This is a genomic window from Mixta sp. (assembly GCF_024610815.1).
Lineage (GTDB): Bacteria > Pseudomonadota > Gammaproteobacteria > Enterobacterales > Enterobacteriaceae > Mixta > Mixta calida.
The window spans coordinates 1-18,265 of record NZ_JANION010000146.1 but is presented as its reverse complement, the minus strand read 5'-3'; the positions used below and the strand labels follow the sequence as shown (position 1 = coordinate 18,265).

The following is an 18,265-nucleotide window of genomic DNA, read 5'->3' as shown; positions in this document are numbered from 1 at the left end:
GGTGGTTTTATCGGCGTTGACGCCTTTTTCGTGATTTCCGGTTTTCTGATCGGCGGCATTATTAATAAAGAAATCGGTCAGGGCGTTTTTAGTTTTAAAAATTTCTATATTCGGCGAATTCGGCGTATTGCCCCGGCGCTGTTCTTTATGATGGCCGTTATTTTCGCCCTCTGTTATCTCCTTTTATCCCCGCTGGAATTCCGCGATCTCACTAAATATGGCACCTTCGTTTTCCTCTCTTTGCCTAACGTCGCGTTATTAAAAGGCAGCGACTACTTCAGCAGCTCAGCCGATTTAAATCCGCTGTTGATGACCTGGTCGCTGGGAATTGAAGAGCAATTCTACTTTATTCTGCCTTTTATTCTGCTGTTGGCCAGCCGCCGACGCTGGTCGGCGAAGACTGTTATCTGGACATTGTCGCTGCTGTCGCTGGTCGCCAGTATTATCCTGACGCCGGTAAATGTGAAAAACGCCTTTTACCTGCTGCATACCCGCGCCTGGGAACTGGGTGCAGGCGTGCTGCTGGCGCTTTATCTGCCACAGCCCGTCGGCGGCAAAGCGGCGAACAGCCTGACGCTTAGCGGCCTGCTATTGTTGATATTGCCCGCGATGCTGCTGGAGAAAGGCAACAGCTTTCCCGGTTTTTTAGCCTTGCTGCCGGTACTGGGCGCGGTGCTGCTGCTGGCGGCGCGAGGCTCCATCAGCCGCTGGCTGCTGGAAAACCGCCCAATGCGTTATATCGGTAAAGTATCCTATTCATGGTATCTCTGGCACTGGCCGTTACTCAGCATCGCCCGCATCTGCAGCGATCGTCCTCTGAACGTCACACAGGCGCTGGTCATCTGCGCCCTGGCTTTCGCCGTGGCGGCCCTCTCCTGGCATTGGGTGGAACAGCCCTTTCGTCGGCCCAGCGGCAGCGACCGTAAGGTCATCGCTGGCTACTGCCTGATTTCCAGCGTGGCGGCCGTCGCATTCTTTTCGGCCTATATGATGGGCGGACTGAAATATCGTATGAACGATCTGGTGAACGAGGGTGAAAAGTATAAAATTACGGCGCAAAGCAACCCCTGCCTGCGCGACTATGGAACCAGTACGCCTTCTTACAATAAATTGTGCCTGCCGGATACCTCCACGCCGGGCGTTGCGCTGCTCGGCGACAGCCATGCGGCCGCGTTGCGCAGCGCGGTGGCGCAATATGCATTGAAGAAACATAAGCCTTTGCTGCAAATTACTAAAGCATCCTGCCCTTTCCTGGCTGGCGTTACCCGCTACGTCTCCGATCACCCGAACCATGCGCGGCAATGTCAGCAGTTTAATGAGGCGGCAATGAATATTGCGCTAAGCGATAAAGTCGATGAGGTCATCATCTCCGCCTACTGGACGTCCGGCATCAGTATCCTTCCTGGTTTTGGTTACCGCGATATCGCCGGGAATATCGACGATAACTACGTCGCCTTCAATCAGGGGATGGAGCAGGCCATTGCCCGCCTGCAGGCGGCAGGTAAAAAAATCACCATCATCGAAGATGTGCCTAATCTTGATGTCGATCCGCTGCGCCTGCATAACAACCGCAATATTCCGCTGCGTAAGGAATTGAATCAGTTTCTGACACGCTGGAACGGCATGCCAATGCCAGGCGACCGCACCCACCTGTTCCATCTGCCGGAGCTTAAGATGGAGCGCATGTTAACCGCCTGGCGCGATCGCGGCGTGAAGGTGGTGTCGATAAAAGAAAATCTCTGTTCGACGGAGGGATGCCTTATCTCCAGAGATAATATGCCGCTCTATTATGACGCTAATCACCTGACCGAGCTGGGCAGCAACATCGCGCTGGGCGACCGGCTCTGATACAGAAAACAGAGCGTTGATCCACGCTTCCACGGGCACAAAAAAAGCCGCATCGCTGCGGCTTTTTTATGGAGCAAATTAACGACGTCGCATCATCAGCTTATAACCTGCCAGCAGCAGCACTATCCAGATGGCGCCGACGTAGAGCGACACGCGCGTATCCGGGAAATAACCAATCAAGCCGATAATAAAGAGCAGGAACAGCACGCCGAATGCGGCGGTATAGCGGCCGCCCGGCATAGCGAACTTTAGCGCTTTCTCCTGCTGCTTGTTCAGCGTTCGACGGAAGGCGATCTGCGAGCACAGGATCATAATCCATACCCAGACGGTGGCGAAAGTCGCCAGCGAAGCGATCACCAGAAACACTTTTTCCGGCATCAGGTAGTTAAGATAAACCGCCACCAGCATCGCCAGCATCATCACTACGACCGTTACCCACGGAATGCCGCGATCCGACACTTTCATAAACATCTTCGGCGCATGGCCCTGCTGCGCCATGCCGTGCAGCATGCGTCCCACGCCGAACACGTCGCTGTTGATTGCCGACAGCGAGGCGGTCAGCACCACGAAGTTCAGAATCGACGCCGCCGCCGCGATGCCTAAATGCTGGAAGGTCAGTACAAACGGACTGCCCTGCGTGCCTACCTGATTCCAGGGATAGATTGACATAATCACAAACAGCGTGCCGACGTAAAACACCAGGATACGCCACGGCACCGAGTTGATGGCGCGCGGAATCGATTTTTCCGGGTCTTCCGCTTCACCGGCGGTAATGCCGATAATTTCAATGCCGCCGTAGGCGAACATCACCATTTGCAGCGACAGCAGCATGCCGACGACGCCGTGGGCGAAGAAGCCGCCGTTGGTCCAGAGATTATGGATGCCGGTCGGCTCGCCGCCATTGCCGATGCCCCAGATAATCATCCCTAAGCCCGCCACGATCATGATGATGATGGTGGCGACCTTAAAGAACGAGAACCAGAACTCCACTTCACCGAAAGCTTTGACGCTCATCAGATTGATGCCGCCGATTACCAGCACTACGCTCAGCACCCAAATCCAGTGCGGCACTTCCGGGAACCAGACGCCCATATAGATGCCGAACGCCGTCACGTCAGCAATGGCGACAATCAGAATTTCAAAACAGTAGGTCCAGCCGGTGATATAGCCCGCCATCGGACCGAGGTAATCCTGTGCGTAGCGCGAGAAGGAACTGGACTGTGGATTGTTGACGGACATCTCGCCCAGCGCGCGCATGATGATATAGGCTACCGCGCCGCCGATAATATAGGCCAGCAGCACGCTCGGCCCGGCCATTTTTATTGCATCGGCAGAACCGTAAAACAGTCCGGTACCAATCGCCGACCCCAGCGCCATAAAACGGATATGGCGTGTGCTCAATCCCCGTTTGAGCTTATTGGTTTCTTGCATAGTGACATCTTACCTGTGGAAATGAAAAACCACGGGCAAGCCCGTGGTTAAACTGAATGAATCAGGTTTAATGATGCGCCCTGACCTGTTGCTGGCCCATCAGGCGGTCGGCGATCGCCGCAATAAGCAGCATGACCAGCGAAGGCGGCAGCCAGGCAAGTCCCTGTTCGGCCAGCGGCAGGTGCTGGCTGATGGCGGGCAACGCATCTTTAAAGCCGGTGCTTTTAATCGCGTCGATGATACCAAATACCAGGCTAACAAGCATGGTCGGCGCAACGATACGCGTGGTTTTGTTCCACCAGCTCAGGGTAAAACTCAAAACAACCAGGACGATGCAGGGCGGATAGATCGCCGTCAGCACCGGAATGGAGATCTGAATCAGGTGGCTCAGGCCGAGGTTGGAGACCACCATCGAGAACAGGCCGAGGATAAACACCAGCGTTTTATAGGAAAACGGCAGGTATTGCGCGAAGAACTCAGCGCAGGCGCAGGTCAGGCCGACTGCCGTCACCATGCAGGCGATGAAGATCAGCGCGGCGAGGAAGAAGCTGCCCATGCCGCCAAAGGTATGCTGCACATAGGCGTGCAGGATCGCGGCGCCGTTGGCGTTCTGATCGGCCAGCGAACCGCTGCCCGCGCCCAGCTTAAACAGGCTCAGGTAGACCAGCGTCAGGCCGACGCCAGCGATCAGACCCGCCAGAATGGTGTAGCGCGTCAACAGACTCGCCTCTTCCACGCCGCGGGAACGCGCGGCGTTGACGATAACGATGCCGAAGACCAGCGCGCCCAGCGTATCCATAGTGAGATAGCCGTTAACGAAGCCGCTGGAGAACGCCGCATTCTGATAGGCGTCGGTCGCGGTGATCGGGCTGCCCGCCGGCCACAGCAGCGCGGCAATACCCAGCACCACCAGCGCGAAAATTTTCAGCGGCGCGAGAATATGACCAACGGTATCCAGCAGTTTGCCCGGATAGAGCGATACGCCAATCACCAGCGCAAAGTAGACCAGGCTGTAAACCAGCAGCGGCAGCGCGCCGTCGCCGGTCAGCGGCGCAATGCCGATCTCAAACGAAACGGTGGCGGTACGCGGTGTGGCGAACAGCGGTCCCACGGCGAGATAGCAGACCGTCGCCAGCAGCACGCCGGCCGCTTTGCCGATCGGGGTGCTGAGCGCGTCGATGCCGCCGCCCACGCGCGCCAGCGCGATGACCGTTATCACGGGCAGACCGACTGCGGTTACCAGGAAACCAAGCGCCGCAATCCAGACATGCTCGCCTGACTGCAAACCAACCATAGGAGGGAAGATAATATTGCCTGCGCCGACAAACAGGGCGAACGTCATAAAGCCCAGCGCAATGATGTCTTTCGACGTTAAACGATGTGTCATAGAACTGTATTGCCTGCTACTGATGTTGCGGTGGATGTTGTGTTAAGGCTTACCGCACCCTCTCTGCGCTACAAATGCTGGCGACTCAGGCAATTACCTGAATTTATGCTGATTCACGACGCCAGGCGCAGGTGATTTGAGCTGATTTTGTTCTTTTCACAGAGGGAAACCGCGATAAGGGGCATAAGTAAAACGTTTATAGCGGAGAAAGGCAATACAGGATCGGAAAAGCAGAACGATATAACGAATATAGATTTCAGACCAGAGAATCACTTCAAATTATGACTAAAGGACATTACATGATGTGACTTTTTTTTCGCCAGCCCGGCGTTATTTTCTTCATTTAATCCTGGCCGCATGCACAAAAGGCGCGTTTTCACGCGCCTGTCTGCACAAATTTACGCCAGTTACCAGACGTTTTTCGCGATATCCACCACCAGGCGCAGTTTTTCCCACTGCTGCGCCTCGCTCAGATTGTTCCCCTCTTCCGTCGAGGCGAAACCGCACTGCGGGCTGAGGCAGATCTGATTGATATCGACATACTGCGCCGCTTCGGCGATGCGCGCCTTCACGGTCTGCGGATCTTCCAGCGCGCCCTCTTTGGTGGTGATCAGGCCCAGCACCACCTGCTGATGGCCCGGCTTGATATAGCGCAGCGGTTCGAAGCCGCCGGAACGTTCATTGTCATATTCAAGGAAGAACGCATCGATGTTGACGCCGCCGAACAGGATCTCCGCCACCGGTTCATAACCGCCTTCGGAAATCCAGGTCGAGCGGAAGTTGCCGCGGCAAACATGCAGCCCGACGGTCAGATCGGCCGGCTTGCCTTCCAACGCCTTATTCAGCACACGCGCATAGGTCTGTGCCAGCTCGTCCGGGTTGTCGCCGCGCTCACGGATCTGACGTTTCTGATCTTCCGAGCAGAGATAGGCCCAGACGGTATCGTCGAGCTGCAGATAGCGGCAGCCCGCGTCATAGAATGCTTTGATGGCGTCGCGGTAAGTCTGCGCCAGGTCGTCGAAATAGTCCGCCAGATCGGGATAGACTTCAGCGTCGATCATTTTACGGCCGCCGCGGAAATGCAGCACGCTTGGGCTGGGGATAGTCATTTTCGCCACTGCATCGCCGCTGATACTGTTCAGGTAGCGGAAATCTTCCAGCATCGGATGGTCGCCGAAGCCGAGCTTGCCGGTAACGCGCACGCCGCGCGCTTTGGTTTGAATGCCGTTGAACTGGATGCCCTGCTCCGCCTCATAGCGTTCCACACCCTGTAAGCCATCGAAGAAATCGAAGTGCCACCAGGCGCGGCGGAATTCGCCGTCGGTCACGACCTGTAATCCGGCAGCCAGCTGCTGCTCAACGACATGGTGGATCTCTTCATCTTCCACGCGGCGCAGCGCGGCGGCGTCAATCTCGCCCGCGGCAAACTGCTCGCGGGCGCGCTTGATGGCGGCCGGACGTAAAAAGCTGCCAACCACGTCGGCGCGGAAAGGGGCAGTTGTTCTTTGCATGACGTTCAACTCCTGTTACGAGGCGATGATCCCGCCCCGTTGGTTTACCGGTGAAATAGTTTCAGACTCTTATTTTTAAGACTTCTGGATGTCTATATGTCTGAAAGCAGACTCTCATGACTTTTAGCAGGCGGCAAGGGAAGAAATTTCATTAACCATGAATAATATTCATGTTAACGGGTGAAACGTCTGTAAAAACGCCTTTAGGGCAATGCAAACAGGCTGACATCATGAGAAACGGTCATAAGACGTTGAATCTCCCTCAGACGCGCCGGAAAAAAGTAAAACAGCGGAGCGATATTCCTGCCGCAGACGAGAGGAAAACATACTCCTGCACTACGGTGACGAAGCCAGCGACAAAAGCGTAACGCCCTGCGTTAAAAACGACGACGCAAGCGCATCATCAGAGCTGCAACAGCGCTTTCGCCTCAGCAATCTGCCGATCGGAAAGCGGCAGGTAGCCCGCCTGGCTGACCAGCGCCTGTCCTTCCGGCGACAGCACCTGACGCAGAAACGCGGCGGTCAGCGGCTCCGGCGCCTTGCCCGGCGGCTTATTGATATAGATATAGAGCGGTCGCGCGTAGGGGTAGCGACCGCTGCGGATCGTAGTCGCATCAGGCATCACCGCCTCACCCTCTTTCGCCAGCGCCAGCATTTTTACGCCGCTGATATGAAACCCAAAGCTGGCGTAGCCGATGGCGTTGAGGTTGGCGGCCACCGCCTGCACCACCGCCGCCGAGCCGGGATATTCGCCGACGTCCTGACGGAAATCACCGCCGCACAGCGCCTGCTGCTTAAAGTAGCCCCAGGTGCCCGATGCGGAGTTGCGGCCCAAGCGTTGCAATGGCCGCTGCCGCCAGCCGGGCTGCGTCAATTGCAGGTCGCCCCAGGCGCGCGGCGCAGACGCAGCGCCGCAGCGACGGGTAATGGAAAAGATGGCGTCCAGCTGCCGTGCGTTAAGCTGGGTTAGCGGATTATCCTGATTCACTACGACCACCAGCGCGTCCAGCGCCACCGGCACCGCCAGCGGCGGATAGCCGTAGCGCTGCTGAAACAGCTGGCGTTCAGCCGGCTGCATCGGTCGACTCATGGCGCCCAGCTGCGCGGCGCCCGCAGCCAAAGCGGTGGGCGCGGTAGAGGACCCCGCCGCCTGCACCTGTACGTTGACGCCTGGATACTGGCGGTTAAAACTTTCGCCCCACAGCGCCATCAGGTTGCCGAGCGTATCGGAACCGACGCTGCTAAGATTGCCCGCCAGTATCGCAGGTTTAGCCTGCAGCGCGCCGGAAAAAAGCAGCAGTGCTACGGTAATGATCACTTTCATGCCTGGCGTCCATCAGGATTTATGCGCCGCATTGTCCGGCAGTTGCGGGCCGACAATCAACCTTGTCGGCAGAATAAAGCTGAAACAGGTCTCTTTATGCGGCTCGCTGGTGATAGTTAAGCGCGATCCGTGATGGCTCAGGGCATGTTTCACAATCGCCAGCCCCAGCCCGCTGCCGCCGGTGGCGCGCGATCGCGCCTTATCGACGCGGTAAAAGCGTTCGGTGAGGCGCGGCAGATGCTCGACGGCGATGCCCGGCCCGTTATCCTTCACGGCGAACAGCGCTCCCTGTTTGTTATGCAGCCAGCAGACGTCAATGCGCGTTCCTTCCGGCGTATGGTTCACCGCGTTATAGACCAGATTGGAGATGGCGCTGCGCAATTGCTCCTCGTTGCCGAAAACTTTCAGGTGCGGATCGGTATGAAAGGCAATCTCGTGGCGTCCGCCGCTGAGCGTCTCCGCTTCGCGCTGCAGCAGCCGCAGCATCATCGGCACGTCGACCTTCTCCGCCAGATCGATGGCGGGCGCCGCCTCGATGCGCGACAGCGTCAGCAGCTGTTTCACCAGCCCGTCCATGCGCCGCGTCTGCTCCTGCATGGTTTGCAGCGCCTTTTCGCGCGCTTTGCCTTCCAGCACCGCGTCGCCCATCATCTCCAGGTAGCCCTGCAACACCGTCAGCGGCGTGCGCAGCTCGTGGCTGACGTTAGCGAAAAAGTTGCGCCGCGCCCCTTCCAGCTGATGCATCTGCGTCACGTCGCGCGCTACCAGCAGCCACTGGCCTTCGCTGTAGGGCATCACGCGGAACTCCATATGCAGCTGGTTGTTCATCACCAGCGTCAGCGGACGGGAAAACTCCTGCTGGCGCAGATAGCGCGAAAACTCAGGATAGCGCAGCAGGTTAAGGATATTCTGGCCGTTATCTTCCGGCCAGCGCAGCCCCAGATGCTGCTGCGCCAGGCCGTTGCACCAGAAAATAGTGCCTTCGTCGGTCGTTAGCACCACCGCGTCAGGCAGCGACTCCGCGCCGCTGCGAAAGCGTTTGATCAGGTTGCCCAGCTCGCGGCGGCGACGGCGGTTGCGCAGCTGCATCTGGTAAAGGCCATAAAACAGCGGCTCCCAGCTCGCCTGGCCGGTGGGCGGCGTCATGGTGCGGTCGGTCCACAGCCAGTGCGACAGCCGCAGCAGATTCCAGAAATGCCAGCCCAGCAACAGCAGCACGGCGCCCAGCAGGAACCAGGGGAGATAGCCGGTCAGCAGGCCGAGTAGCAGCGCCGGCAGGCAGACCAACAGCAGTTCCAGTAAAAGTCTCTTCCAGGAGAGGCGTTCCAGCACGAGGCAAACTCCGATCAGTAACGCGCGGAGAAACGATACCCCGTTCCACGTACGGTTTGCACCATCCGATCGTGTCCGGTCAGCTCCAGTGCTTTGCGCAGGCGGCGTATATGCACGTCCACCGTGCGATCTTCTACGTAGACGTTGGTGCCCCAGACGTTGTTCAACAGCTGTTCGCGGCTGTAGACGCGCTCCGGGTGCGTCATAAAAAAGTGCAGCAGCTTATATTCGGTCGGGCCCATTTCCAGCGGCGTGGTGTCCGACATGACGCGGTGCGAGGAAGGGTCGAGGCTCAATCCCTGAATTTCAATCACCTCTTCCACCGCCATCGGCGAAATGCGGCGCATTACCGCTTTGATGCGCGCCACCAGCTCTTTCGGCGAGAAGGGTTTGGTAATGTAGTCGTCAGCGCCCACTTCCAGACCACGCACGCGATCTTCTTCTTCGCCGCGCGCCGTCAGCATCATCACCGGAATGTCGCGCGTCATCGCTTCGCGCTTGAGATGTTTAATAAACTGAATGCCGCTGCCGCCGGGCAGCATCCAGTCCAGCAGGATCAGATCGGGCCAGGGTTCGATAAGCAGGTTAACAGCGCTGTCGTAATCATCCGCCTCTATCGGCTGATAATCGTTCTGCTCCAACACGAAACACAACATTTCCCTGATGGGGGCTTCATCTTCGACAACCAGAATGCGCTTAGCCATTATTGCTCCTGCGAATGTGACGTTCTGTCACGGGAATTTGCGGCGTCATTATGCGTCAGTTTTATGACAGATTTATGAAAAATGCACGGGCTGCGCGACGCTTAAGTAACGCTTTTGTGACGTGCTCGCAGCGGATTTTACCTGGTCTGCGCCAGCGCTCTGGTTATAATCGCCTCCGGCGTTCTGCTTTTAGCTGGGAGTTCTATGCGCATTATCCATACTTCAGACTGGCATCTCGGCCAGTTTTTCTATACCCGCAGTCGGGCCGCCGAGCATCAGGCCTTTTTTAACTGGCTGATCGACCGCGTGGAGGAGCATCAGGTGGATGCGGTGATCGTGGCGGGCGATATTTTCGATACCGGCTCGCCTCCCAGCTACGCGCGCGAACTCTACAACCGTTTCGTGGTGGATTTGCAACGCACCGGCTGCCAGCTGATTGTGCTGGGCGGCAACCATGACTCCGTCGCCACCCTTAACGAATCGCGCGAGCTGCTCGCCTGTCTGAATGCGCAGGTGATCGCCGCCGCCAGCGGCAATCCCGAAGAGCAAGTGCTTACCCTGAAAACGCGCCAGGGCGAGCCGGGCGCTATCCTCTGCGCCATCCCCTACCTGCGCCCGCGCGATATTATGCGCAGCCAGGCGGGCCAGTCCGGCGAGCAGAAGCAGCTGACGCTGCTCAGCGCCATCACGCAACACTATCAGCGCAGCTATCAGCATGCGCGCAGGCTGAGCGAACAGGCGACGACGCCGCTGCCGGTGATCGCCACCGGTCATCTCACCACCGTCGGCGTCAGTAAGAGCGAAGCGGTGCGCGATATCTATATCGGCACGCTCGACGCCTTTCCTGCGCAGGCGTTTCCGCCCGCCGACTATATCGCGCTGGGTCATATCCATCGTGCGCAGCGCATCGCCAACAGCGAGCATATTCGCTACAGCGGGTCGCCGCTGCCGCTCAGCTTCGACGAGCTGGGCAGCGAGAAAAGCGTCTTTCTGGTAAGTTTTGCCGACGGCAAACTGGCGCGCGTCACGCCGCTGCCGGTGCCCTGCTTCCAGCCGATGCAAACGATCAAAGGCACGCTGGCGGAAATCGAGGCGCAGCTGAAGCCGTTTGCCGACGCCAGCCCGGAACAGCCGGTCTGGCTCGATATCGAAATCACCACCCAAGAGTACCTGCACAATATGCAGCAGCATATTCAGGCGCTGACGGAAGGACTGCCGGTCGAGGTGCTGCTGATGCGCCGCAGTCGCGAACTGCGCGAACGCGCGCTGGCGCGCCTGCAAAACGAGACGCTGAGCGAGCTCAAGGTTGAAGAGGTGTTCGAGCGGCGGCTGGAACAGGAGGAAGAGACCGACGAGGCGCGGCTACAGCGCGTGCGTCAGCTGTTCAGCGGCACGCTGGAGGCGCTGCATCATGGCGAGGAGAGCCAGCCATGAAAATCCTTTCGCTGCGCTTTAAAAATATCAACTCGCTGAAGGGCGAGTGGAAAATCGACTTCACCCGCGAACCGTTCGCCAGCAGCGGCCTGTTCGCCATTACCGGCCCCACCGGCGCCGGTAAAACCACCCTGCTCGACGCCATCTGCCTGGCGCTCTATCACGAAACCTCGCGGCTGGGCAAAATCTCGCAAACGCAGAACGAGCTGATCAGCCGCGATACCGCTGAATGTCTGGCCGAGGTGGAATTTGAGGTCAAAGGCGAAGCCTGGCGCGCCTTCTGGAGTCAGAACCGGGCGCGCGGCGCGGTGGACGGCAACCTGCAGGCGCCGCGCGTCGAGCTGGCGCGCTGCGCGGACAATGTTATCGTCGCCGACAAGGTTAAAGATAAGCTGGAGATGATCGCCCAGCTAACCGGACTCGACTTTGCCCGCTTCACCAAATCGATGATGCTGTCGCAGGGGCAGTTCGCCGCGTTTCTCAACGCCGACGCCAACGACCGCGCCGAACTGCTGGAGGAGCTGACCGGCACCGAGATCTACGGCCAGCTTTCCGCGCGCATCTATGAACAGCACAAGCAGGCGCGCATCGAGCTGGACCAGTTGCGCGCGCGGGCGGCGGGCATGGCGCTGCTGGAGCCGGCGGCGCGTCAGGAACTTGAGCAGGCATTAGGCGCACTGACGCAGCAGGAACAAGAGCTGCAAAAACAGTTAGCGCTTACTCAGCAGCAACACCAGTGGCTCAGCCAGCAGCAGCGTCTGACTCAGGAAACGGAGCAGGCCGCCGACGCTCAGCGTCAGGCGGAAAGCGACTGGCAACAGGCGGAACCGGCGCGTCAGCAGCTGGCGCGGGCGGAACCGGCGGAAAAGCTGCGTCCGCTCTGGCAACAGCGCAGCCAGCTACAGCAGGATCTGCAACAGCTGGCGCAGCAAACGCAGCAGCTGACTGCCGCGCTCAAACTCGAAAGCGAGCAGTTACTTACAATGCAACAGGCGCAGTTGCTGGCCGAACAGGAGAATAAACGGCTCAACGACCAGTGGCGTCAGCAGGAAACGCTGATCAACGACCAGGTGATCCCGCTCGACCATCAGATCGCTACCCTGACGCAGCAGCTGACGCTGCAACAACAGAATCTGGAGGAAAGCCAGCGCACGCAGCAGCAGCGCGAGCAGCGCCGACGCCAGCTCAGCGACGAACGGCAGACCCTGCTTTCGCAGCAGCAGCAAGAGCAACAGTGGCGCCGCGACCATGCCGGAGTGGCGGACTGGGGCGAGCGGCTGGGCGGCTGGCGCGAGCGTTTTCAGCAGCAGCAACAGCTGCGACAGAACCTGACGGCGATGCAGGAAAAACAGCGCCAGCATCAGCAGCAGCTGAATGAACAGCAGCAGCTGTCCGATCGACTCGCTTCAGCGTCGACGCCGCTGGAAAGCGAGCTTGAACGCGCGCGTCAGCACGCGGCACAGGCTGAGCAAGCGCTTACTGCGTTAGAAGAGCAGCAGCCGGAAAGCGCGCTGCGCCGTCAGCTGGAGCAACAGCAGCGGCAGCGACCGCTACGGCAAAAGCTGGCGATCTGCTTTTCCACCCTGCGCCCTCTCAGCCAGCGTCATACGCAACAGCAGCAGGAGCTGCTGGCGCTGGATGAACTAATCGTGCAGCAAACGCAGCAGCTGGAACAGCGTCGCCAGGCGTGGAAAGAGAAGCACCAGCACCGGATCGACCTGCAAAAGCGCCTGGAGCTGGAGCAGCGCATCGTCAGTCTGGAGCAGGAGCGCGCCCGCCTGATCGCCGGCGAGCCCTGTCCGCTCTGCGGCGCCACCGAGCATCCGGCGGTGGCGCACTATCAAACCCTGACGCTGAACGAGAATCAGCAGCGGCTGGAGAACGTGCGCCAGCAGGAAGAGCAGCTGCGCATCGAAGGCGTCACCTGCGGCGAGCAGCTGAAGGCGTTGCAAAGCCAGCAGCAGCGGCTGATGCAGCAACAGCAGACGCTGAGCGCCGAACTGACGCGCCAGCAGGATGAGTGGCATACGCTGCTGGCCGCCGCCGAACTGACGCTGGCGCCGGAAGACGAAGCGGGACTCAGCGCCTGGATCGAACAGCAGGAACGGCAGGAGAGCGAGCTTCAGGCGCAGCTGCAACAGCGCGAAGGCGCCGCACGCCTTTATCAGCAGGCGAAAGAGGCGCTGGCGGCCTGTCAGCAGCGCTGGCAACAGCAGCATCAGGCGCGCCAGCTGGCGGAACAACAGCTGGGCTATCTGCGTCAGCAACGGCAGGAGGCGGAACAGCAGCAGCGGCAGTTAAGCGAACAGCTGGCGCTGCTGGACGAAGCTCTGACGCAGGAGCTGACGCAGCATCAGCTGACGCTGCCGGAGCCGCAGGCGCAGCAGGCCTGGCTTGAGGATCGTCAGGAGGCGTGGCGGAGCTGGCAGAAAAGCGAACAGCTATTGGCCGATATCGCCGCGCGCCTTGCCGCCTGCGACACCGCGCTGCGCGGCATCGATGACGAACTGACGCAGCTGGCGCAACAGCGGGAACGGGCGGAACAGCTGGCGCAGTCGCAGCGGCGAAAGCTGAGCGAGCTGCGTCAACAGCGTCATCAGCTGCTGGGCGACAGCGCGGTGTCGGAGGTGCGTCAACAGTGGCAGCAGCGGCTGGCCCAGGCCGACGCCCTTCTCCGCGAACGGCAGCAGCGCTGGCAGCAGGGACAGGATCGGCTAAATAACCTGACCGGACAGCATAATTCTCTGGCACAACAGCAGGAGGCGGCGCAGAAACGCTATGAAACGTGCAGTGCGCAGTTTATCGACGCGTTAACGCAGAGCGATTTCAGCGATGAAGAAGCTTTCCGCGCCGCCCTGCTGGATGAACAGCAGGCGATGCAGCTACGCACCCGCTGTCAGGCGCTGGAGGCGCGGCGGCAGCAGGCGAACGCGGTGGCGCAGCAGGCGCAGGCGCGACTGACGCAGCATCTTGCCGACCGTCCGGCCGATCTTAGCGCCGCGCTGCCGGAGCTGGAGGCACGACTGGAAGCGCAGCAGCAACGACTGCGTGACCTTGTTCGTCAGCAGGGGCAGCTGCGCCAGCAGCTGGAGAGCGACGACGCGCAGCGCCAGCAGCAGCAGGCGCTGTTGCAGCGCATTGAGGATAACGCGCAGCAGACTGAAGACTGGGGCTACCTGAATCAGCTGATCGGCTCCAGCAGCGGCGATAAGTTCCGCCGCTTCGCCCAGGGGCTGACGCTCGATCACCTGGTCTGGCTGGCGAACCAGCAACTGAATCGCCTGCACGGACGCTATCTGCTGCAACGCAAATCCGCCGATACGCTGGAGTTGCAGGTCATGGATACCTGGCAGGCTGACGCGAAGCGCGATACCCGCACCCTGTCGGGCGGCGAAAGTTTTCTGGTAAGCCTGGCGCTGGCGCTGGCGCTTTCGGATCTGGTGAGCCATAAAACCCGTATCGAATCGCTGTTCCTGGATGAGGGCTTCGGCACGCTCGATGCGGATACGCTCGATACCGCGCTGGACGCCCTGGACGCGCTGAACGCCAGCGGCAAAACTATCGGCGTAATCAGCCATGTCGACGCGATGAAAGAGCGTATTCCGGTACAGATCAAAGTCAGGAAGGTGAATGGTCTGGGCTACAGCCGACTGGACCGGCTATTTTCAGTCTGATGCGCCTGTTTTCGTCGCGCCGCGCATGTTACCGTGCGCGACGAAACTCCTCAGACCGGAAGGAAAGATGATGTCCGCTTTACGCTTCGCTCCGCTGTTCGCGCTGCTGCTGAGCGCCTGCCATAGCGCCCAGCCGCCAGCGCCAACCCCCGCCGCGCCCAACTTTTCCGCTGGCTGCGCGTCGGCTAAAAAGGAATGCGCCTGGGTAAAAGAGTTGCAATGGCGCATCACGCGCAACTTTTCTCACGGCGAACGCTATCGTGGCCAGCGCTGCGACGTGACGCTGAATTACGATGCGCGACGCGGTTATCAGGTGCTACGCACCGAGGGCGACGAGCCGCTCTGCCTACAGGCCTGGCAGACGGTAGGCAGCACGCCGCAGTTGCCGGCGCCGCCGCCGGGCGCGTCGCAGCAGGCGATCATCACCTTCAGCCCCGACGCCGCAGGTTAAACGCTGCTGTTCAGCGGCCAGAGCCAGGCGGCGCCGCGCACGCCGCTGGAGTCGCCATGCTGCGCTTTCACGATCGGCGTTTCGCACTCGCGCCCAAACACCCAGGGTTTGATCAGCTGCGGCAGCGTCTGGTAGAGGCGATCGACGTTGCTCATGCCGCCGCCCAGCACGATAATATCCGGGTCGAGCAGGTTCACCACCTGCGCCAGCGATTTCGCCAGCCGCAGCTCGTAGCGGCTCATGGCGAGTTCCGCCAGCGGATCCTGCTGCGCCAGCAGCGCCACAATCTCCGCGCCGCTCAGCCGTTTGCCGCTCAGTCGATGATAGTCGGTCGTGAAGCCGGTGCCGGAGACGAAGGTTTCGATGCAGCCCTGCTGCCCGCAATAGCAGGGCACTTCTTCGCGGTAACGCAGCTCGTCGGCGTCCATCCACGGCAGCGGATTGTGGCCCCATTCGCCAGCGTTGCCGTTGCCGCCGATACGCGAGACGCCGTTAATGGCGATGCCCGCGCCGGAGCCGGTGCCGATAATCACCGCGAACACCAGCGCCTTGCCTGCCGCCGCGCCGTCCACCGCTTCCGACACCGCCAGGCAGTTGGCGTCGTTGGCGATGCGCACCTCGCGCTCCAGCAGGCGCGCCAGATCGCGATCCAGCGGCTGACCGTTAAGCCAGGTGGAATTGGCGTTTTTCACCCGCTGGGTATAGGGCGAAAGCGTGCCGGGAATGCCTAAGCCGACGCTGCCCCGTTCGCCGGTTTTCTCCTCCGCCAGCCGAACCAGATCGACGATCGCCTGCAACGTCTGCGGGTAATCGTCGCGCGGCGTGGGCACGCGATGGCGAAACTGCGTCTCGCCTGCGTCAGAGAGCGCAATCACTTCCGTTTTTGTCCCGCCTAAGTCAATGCCAATGCGCACAGCTTTCTCCTCATTCATTATCCCGATGCTGTTCACATTAGAAGGCGACGGCAGGAAAGGCAATGACCCGCCGACGATGTTTCGCTATCATGCGCAGCACCGTTTATGAGCTGTGCGTTAATGCACAACCGGCAAAGGAAAACCCTATGTTGTGGTTTAAAAATTTGATGATTTATCGTCTGAATCGTGACATCCCGTTGTCCGCAGACGACCTGGAAAAACAACTCGCTGCGTTTTCCTTTTCCCCGTGTGGCAGTCAGGATATGGCGAAAACCGGCTGGGTTTCGCCGATGGGTTCGCGCAGTGAGGCCCTGACCCATGTCAATAACGGACAGATCCTGATCTGCGCCCGCAAAGAAGAGAAGATCCTGCCGTCGCCGGTGATCAAACAGTCGCTGGAAGCGAAGATCGAGAAGCTGGAAGCGGAACAGCAGCGCAAGCTGAAAAAGACCGAAAAGGACGCGCTGAAAGATGAGGTGTTGCACAGCCTGCTACCGCGCGCCTTCAGTCGTTTTAGCCAGACCTTTTTGTGGATCGACAGCGTTAATAACCTGATTATGGTGGACTGCGCCAGCGCGAAAAAGGCGGAGGACACTCTGGCGCTGCTGCGTAAGAGCATCGGTTCACTGCCGGTAGTGCCGCTGACGATGGAAAACCCGATCGAGCTGACGCTGACCGAATGGGTGCGCTCCGGCGATCTGCCGGCGGGCTTTGCGCTGATGGATGAAGCGGAGCTGAAAGCGATTCTGGAAGATGGCGGCGTTATCCGCTGCAAAAAACAGGATCTGGTCTGCGATGAGATCGCCAACCATATCGAAGCGGGTAAGCTGGTGACGAAACTGGCGCTGGACTGGCAGGAACGCATTCAGCTGGTGCTGGCGGACGACGGCTCGCTGAAGCGCCTGAAGTTTGCCGACACGCTGCGTGAGCAAAATGACGATATCGATCGTGAAGATTTCGCTCAGCGTTTCGACGCGGACTTTATTCTGATGACCAGCGAGCTGGCGGCGCTGGTGAGCAATCTGACGGAAGCGTTAGGCGGCGAAGCGCAGCGTTAAGCCGGTAAGTGCGCCGCTGGCGGCGCACTTACTACGGCCGCTTAAAGATAGCGGCAGAGGTAAGAGGTCGGCTCCGCGACCTGCAAATGGAACTCACAGTGGCCGGGCACGTGAAACACGCCGCCCGCTTCATAGGTTTTCCATTCGGTTTCGCCGGGCAGCAGCACATTCAGGGCGCCGCTGACGACCGTCATCTCTTCAGGCTGTCCGGTGCTGAAGGCATACTCTCCTTCCACCATTACGCCCACGCTGGCGCGCCCGGTGCTGGCGCTGGTAAAACCAATCGACTTCACTTTCCCTTCAAAGTACTCGCTTACATTCAGCATGCAACTTCCCCGAAACCAAAAATGGATGAATCGGCAGTGTAGAGGCTAAACGCGCGCTTTGTCATCTCAATTGTTGCTTATACCAGCAGCTCCGCCGCCATTTTTGCCAGCAGCACATGAGAGAGCAGCACCGGTATGCCCAGCAGCTGCTGAAGGCAATCACGATGGCGTTGGTGATAGCCGGGGCTGTCCAATACCACCACATCCGCGCCCTGCTCCTGCAACTGCAGCGCCGCATCGATCAGCGTCTCATTATCGTTGTGATAAGGGCTGGCGACGGCGAAGCGCGCGGGATGATTCAGATTACGCCACTTAATCGCCTGCTGTCGCAGCGGATCTTCCGCAGAAATCATGATGCCTACCTGATGTCCGTCGACAATAGCCTTAACCAGCGGCGGTACAATACGATCCGGCTCCAGCAGGACGGCGCTGTGCGTTTGCAGCCGATCAGCGGCATATCCCAGAAGCAGAATGGTTTCGGCGCCCTGCGCCTCCAGCCGCCAGATCAGCTGCTGCAATCCTTCTTCCACTTTATCTGCGGAGAGCGTGAACGGCGAACCATCCGGCAGATGCGTCACCAGCGTGCGTTCATGTTCCTTAGGCGCGTATTTTTCTTCGATCTCTTCCGCCGAAAGCCCTTCAAGCAGGCAGACGCGCAATATTTGCTCTTCAGGCAGGTGTTCAAGCAGCAGCGGGGTTATATCGCTGCGCGGAGAGTGTGCAATGGTCACGATTACGAGTGTCTGTTTCATTATTTATTCTTCGACCATGTAAATAGCCGGACTTAGCGGTTCACCGCAGGCACCGCAAGAATTGTGCTTTGCGACGCGTCTTCGATGTGTCCGGCGGAAAAGGTATATGGCCAGGTTAT

14 protein-coding genes are annotated in these 18,265 nt (G+C 59.4%); 5 read left to right on the top strand and 9 right to left on the bottom strand.

The features are described from left to right. Positions 1 to 1,848: acyltransferase family protein (locus MYY08_RS10730; protein WP_288014038.1), on the top strand; the 1,848-nt coding region annotated here is incomplete at its 5' end. Positions 1,849 to 1,926: 78 nt separating this feature from the next. On the opposite strand, the gene proY is transcribed toward MYY08_RS10730, so the two are convergent. From proY to phoB, 6 genes are all read right to left on the bottom strand, one after another. Then, positions 1,927 to 3,279 (bottom strand): proline-specific permease ProY, encoded by a 1,353-nt coding sequence (gene proY / locus MYY08_RS10725; RefSeq protein ID WP_288014036.1) that lies wholly within the window; start codon positions 3,277 to 3,279, stop codon positions 1,927 to 1,929. Between the two features lie 67 nt (positions 3,280 to 3,346). Further along, positions 3,347 to 4,666: a branched-chain amino acid transporter carrier protein BrnQ gene (gene brnQ, locus MYY08_RS10720; RefSeq protein WP_038627653.1), complete on the bottom strand. Its 1,320-nt coding sequence runs from the start codon at positions 4,664 to 4,666 to the stop codon at positions 3,347 to 3,349. Between the two features lie 407 nt (positions 4,667 to 5,073). Next, entirely contained in the window at positions 5,074 to 6,177 is a 1,104-nt protein-coding gene (locus MYY08_RS10715; RefSeq protein WP_038627655.1) for a cobalamin-independent methionine synthase II family protein, read from the bottom strand. A 403-nt stretch (positions 6,178 to 6,580) separates the two neighbouring features. Further along, positions 6,581 to 7,501, bottom strand: a complete 921-nt coding sequence (locus tag MYY08_RS10710) for a PstS family phosphate ABC transporter substrate-binding protein (RefSeq protein ID WP_190296631.1) — start codon at positions 7,499 to 7,501, stop codon at positions 6,581 to 6,583. Positions 7,502 to 7,513: 12 nt separating this feature from the next. Continuing rightward, positions 7,514 to 8,833 (bottom strand): phosphate regulon sensor histidine kinase PhoR, encoded by a 1,320-nt coding sequence (gene phoR / locus MYY08_RS10705; protein WP_038627658.1) that lies wholly within the window; start codon positions 8,831 to 8,833, stop codon positions 7,514 to 7,516. A 14-nt stretch (positions 8,834 to 8,847) separates the two neighbouring features. Next, a complete protein-coding gene (phoB, locus tag MYY08_RS10700; protein WP_038627659.1) occupies positions 8,848 to 9,537 on the bottom strand; it encodes a phosphate response regulator transcription factor PhoB in 690 nt (229 codons plus the stop codon). A gap of 204 nt (positions 9,538 to 9,741) precedes the next feature. Here phoB and sbcD point away from each other — a divergent pair, with 204 nt between their 5' ends. From sbcD to MYY08_RS10685, 3 genes are all read left to right on the top strand, one after another. Beyond that, positions 9,742 to 10,971: an exonuclease subunit SbcD gene (gene sbcD, locus MYY08_RS10695; RefSeq protein ID WP_084970417.1), complete on the top strand. Its 1,230-nt coding sequence runs from the start codon at positions 9,742 to 9,744 to the stop codon at positions 10,969 to 10,971. Continuing rightward, positions 10,968 to 14,645 carry an SbcC/MukB-like Walker B domain-containing protein gene (locus MYY08_RS10690; protein WP_288014029.1) on the top strand — a complete coding sequence of 1,226 codons (3,678 nt, stop codon included), beginning with the start codon at positions 10,968 to 10,970 and terminating at the stop codon, positions 14,643 to 14,645. The genes sbcD and MYY08_RS10690 overlap by 4 nt, the downstream gene beginning before the upstream one ends. Positions 14,646 to 14,712: 67 nt before the next feature. Then, positions 14,713 to 15,096, top strand: a complete 384-nt coding sequence (locus tag MYY08_RS10685; RefSeq protein WP_071883746.1) for a cell envelope integrity TolA C-terminal domain-containing protein — start codon at positions 14,713 to 14,715, stop codon at positions 15,094 to 15,096. On the opposite strand, the gene mak is transcribed toward MYY08_RS10685, so the two are convergent. Then, on the bottom strand, positions 15,093 to 16,010 hold the full coding sequence (gene mak, locus MYY08_RS10680) for a fructokinase (RefSeq protein ID WP_038630101.1): 918 nt from the start codon (positions 16,008 to 16,010) through the stop codon (positions 15,093 to 15,095). The two genes, MYY08_RS10685 and mak, sit on opposite strands and share 4 nt — an antisense overlap. Before the next feature lie 146 nt (positions 16,011 to 16,156). Between mak and rdgC the strand changes: the two genes are divergently transcribed. After that, positions 16,157 to 17,068, top strand: coding sequence for a recombination-associated protein RdgC (gene rdgC, locus MYY08_RS10675; RefSeq protein WP_084970422.1), 912 nt, complete (start codon positions 16,157 to 16,159; stop codon positions 17,066 to 17,068). 41 nt (positions 17,069 to 17,109) lie between these two features. Here rdgC and ppnP read toward each other — a convergent pair whose 3' ends face one another. Together ppnP and MYY08_RS10665 are read right to left on the bottom strand one after the other, a co-directional pair. Beyond that, positions 17,110 to 17,394 carry a pyrimidine/purine nucleoside phosphorylase gene (ppnP, locus tag MYY08_RS10670; RefSeq protein ID WP_038627663.1) on the bottom strand — a complete coding sequence of 95 codons (285 nt, stop codon included), beginning with the start codon at positions 17,392 to 17,394 and terminating at the stop codon, positions 17,110 to 17,112. A gap of 77 nt (positions 17,395 to 17,471) precedes the next feature. Continuing rightward, a complete protein-coding gene (locus MYY08_RS10665; RefSeq protein ID WP_190296630.1) occupies positions 17,472 to 18,146 on the bottom strand; it encodes an AroM family protein in 675 nt (224 codons plus the stop codon). Positions 18,147 to 18,265: the final 119 nt, after the last annotated feature.

Bases quoted from the DNA above. Each gene is read 5' to 3' on its own strand.
- proY (WP_288014036.1), bottom strand. From the start codon at position 3,279: ATGCAAGAAACCAATAAGCTCAAACGGGGATTGAGCACACGCCATATC.
- brnQ (WP_038627653.1), bottom strand. From the start codon at position 4,666: ATGACACATCGTTTAACGTCGAAAGACATCATTGCGCTGGGCTTTATG.
- MYY08_RS10715 (WP_038627655.1), bottom strand. From the start codon at position 6,177: ATGCAAAGAACAACTGCCCCTTTCCGCGCCGACGTGGTTGGCAGCTTT.
- MYY08_RS10710 (WP_190296631.1), bottom strand. From the start codon at position 7,501: ATGAAAGTGATCATTACCGTAGCACTGCTGCTTTTTTCCGGCGCGCTG.
- phoB (WP_038627659.1), bottom strand. From the start codon at position 9,537: ATGGCTAAGCGCATTCTGGTTGTCGAAGATGAAGCCCCCATCAGGGAA.
- sbcD (WP_084970417.1), top strand. From the start codon at position 9,742: ATGCGCATTATCCATACTTCAGACTGGCATCTCGGCCAGTTTTTCTAT.
- MYY08_RS10690 (WP_288014029.1), top strand. From the start codon at position 10,968: ATGAAAATCCTTTCGCTGCGCTTTAAAAATATCAACTCGCTGAAGGGC.
- MYY08_RS10685 (WP_071883746.1), top strand. From the start codon at position 14,713: ATGATGTCCGCTTTACGCTTCGCTCCGCTGTTCGCGCTGCTGCTGAGC.
- rdgC (WP_084970422.1), top strand. From the start codon at position 16,157: ATGTTGTGGTTTAAAAATTTGATGATTTATCGTCTGAATCGTGACATC.
- ppnP (WP_038627663.1), bottom strand. From the start codon at position 17,394: ATGCTGAATGTAAGCGAGTACTTTGAAGGGAAAGTGAAGTCGATTGGT.
- MYY08_RS10665 (WP_190296630.1), bottom strand. From the start codon at position 18,146: ATGAAACAGACACTCGTAATCGTGACCATTGCACACTCTCCGCGCAGC.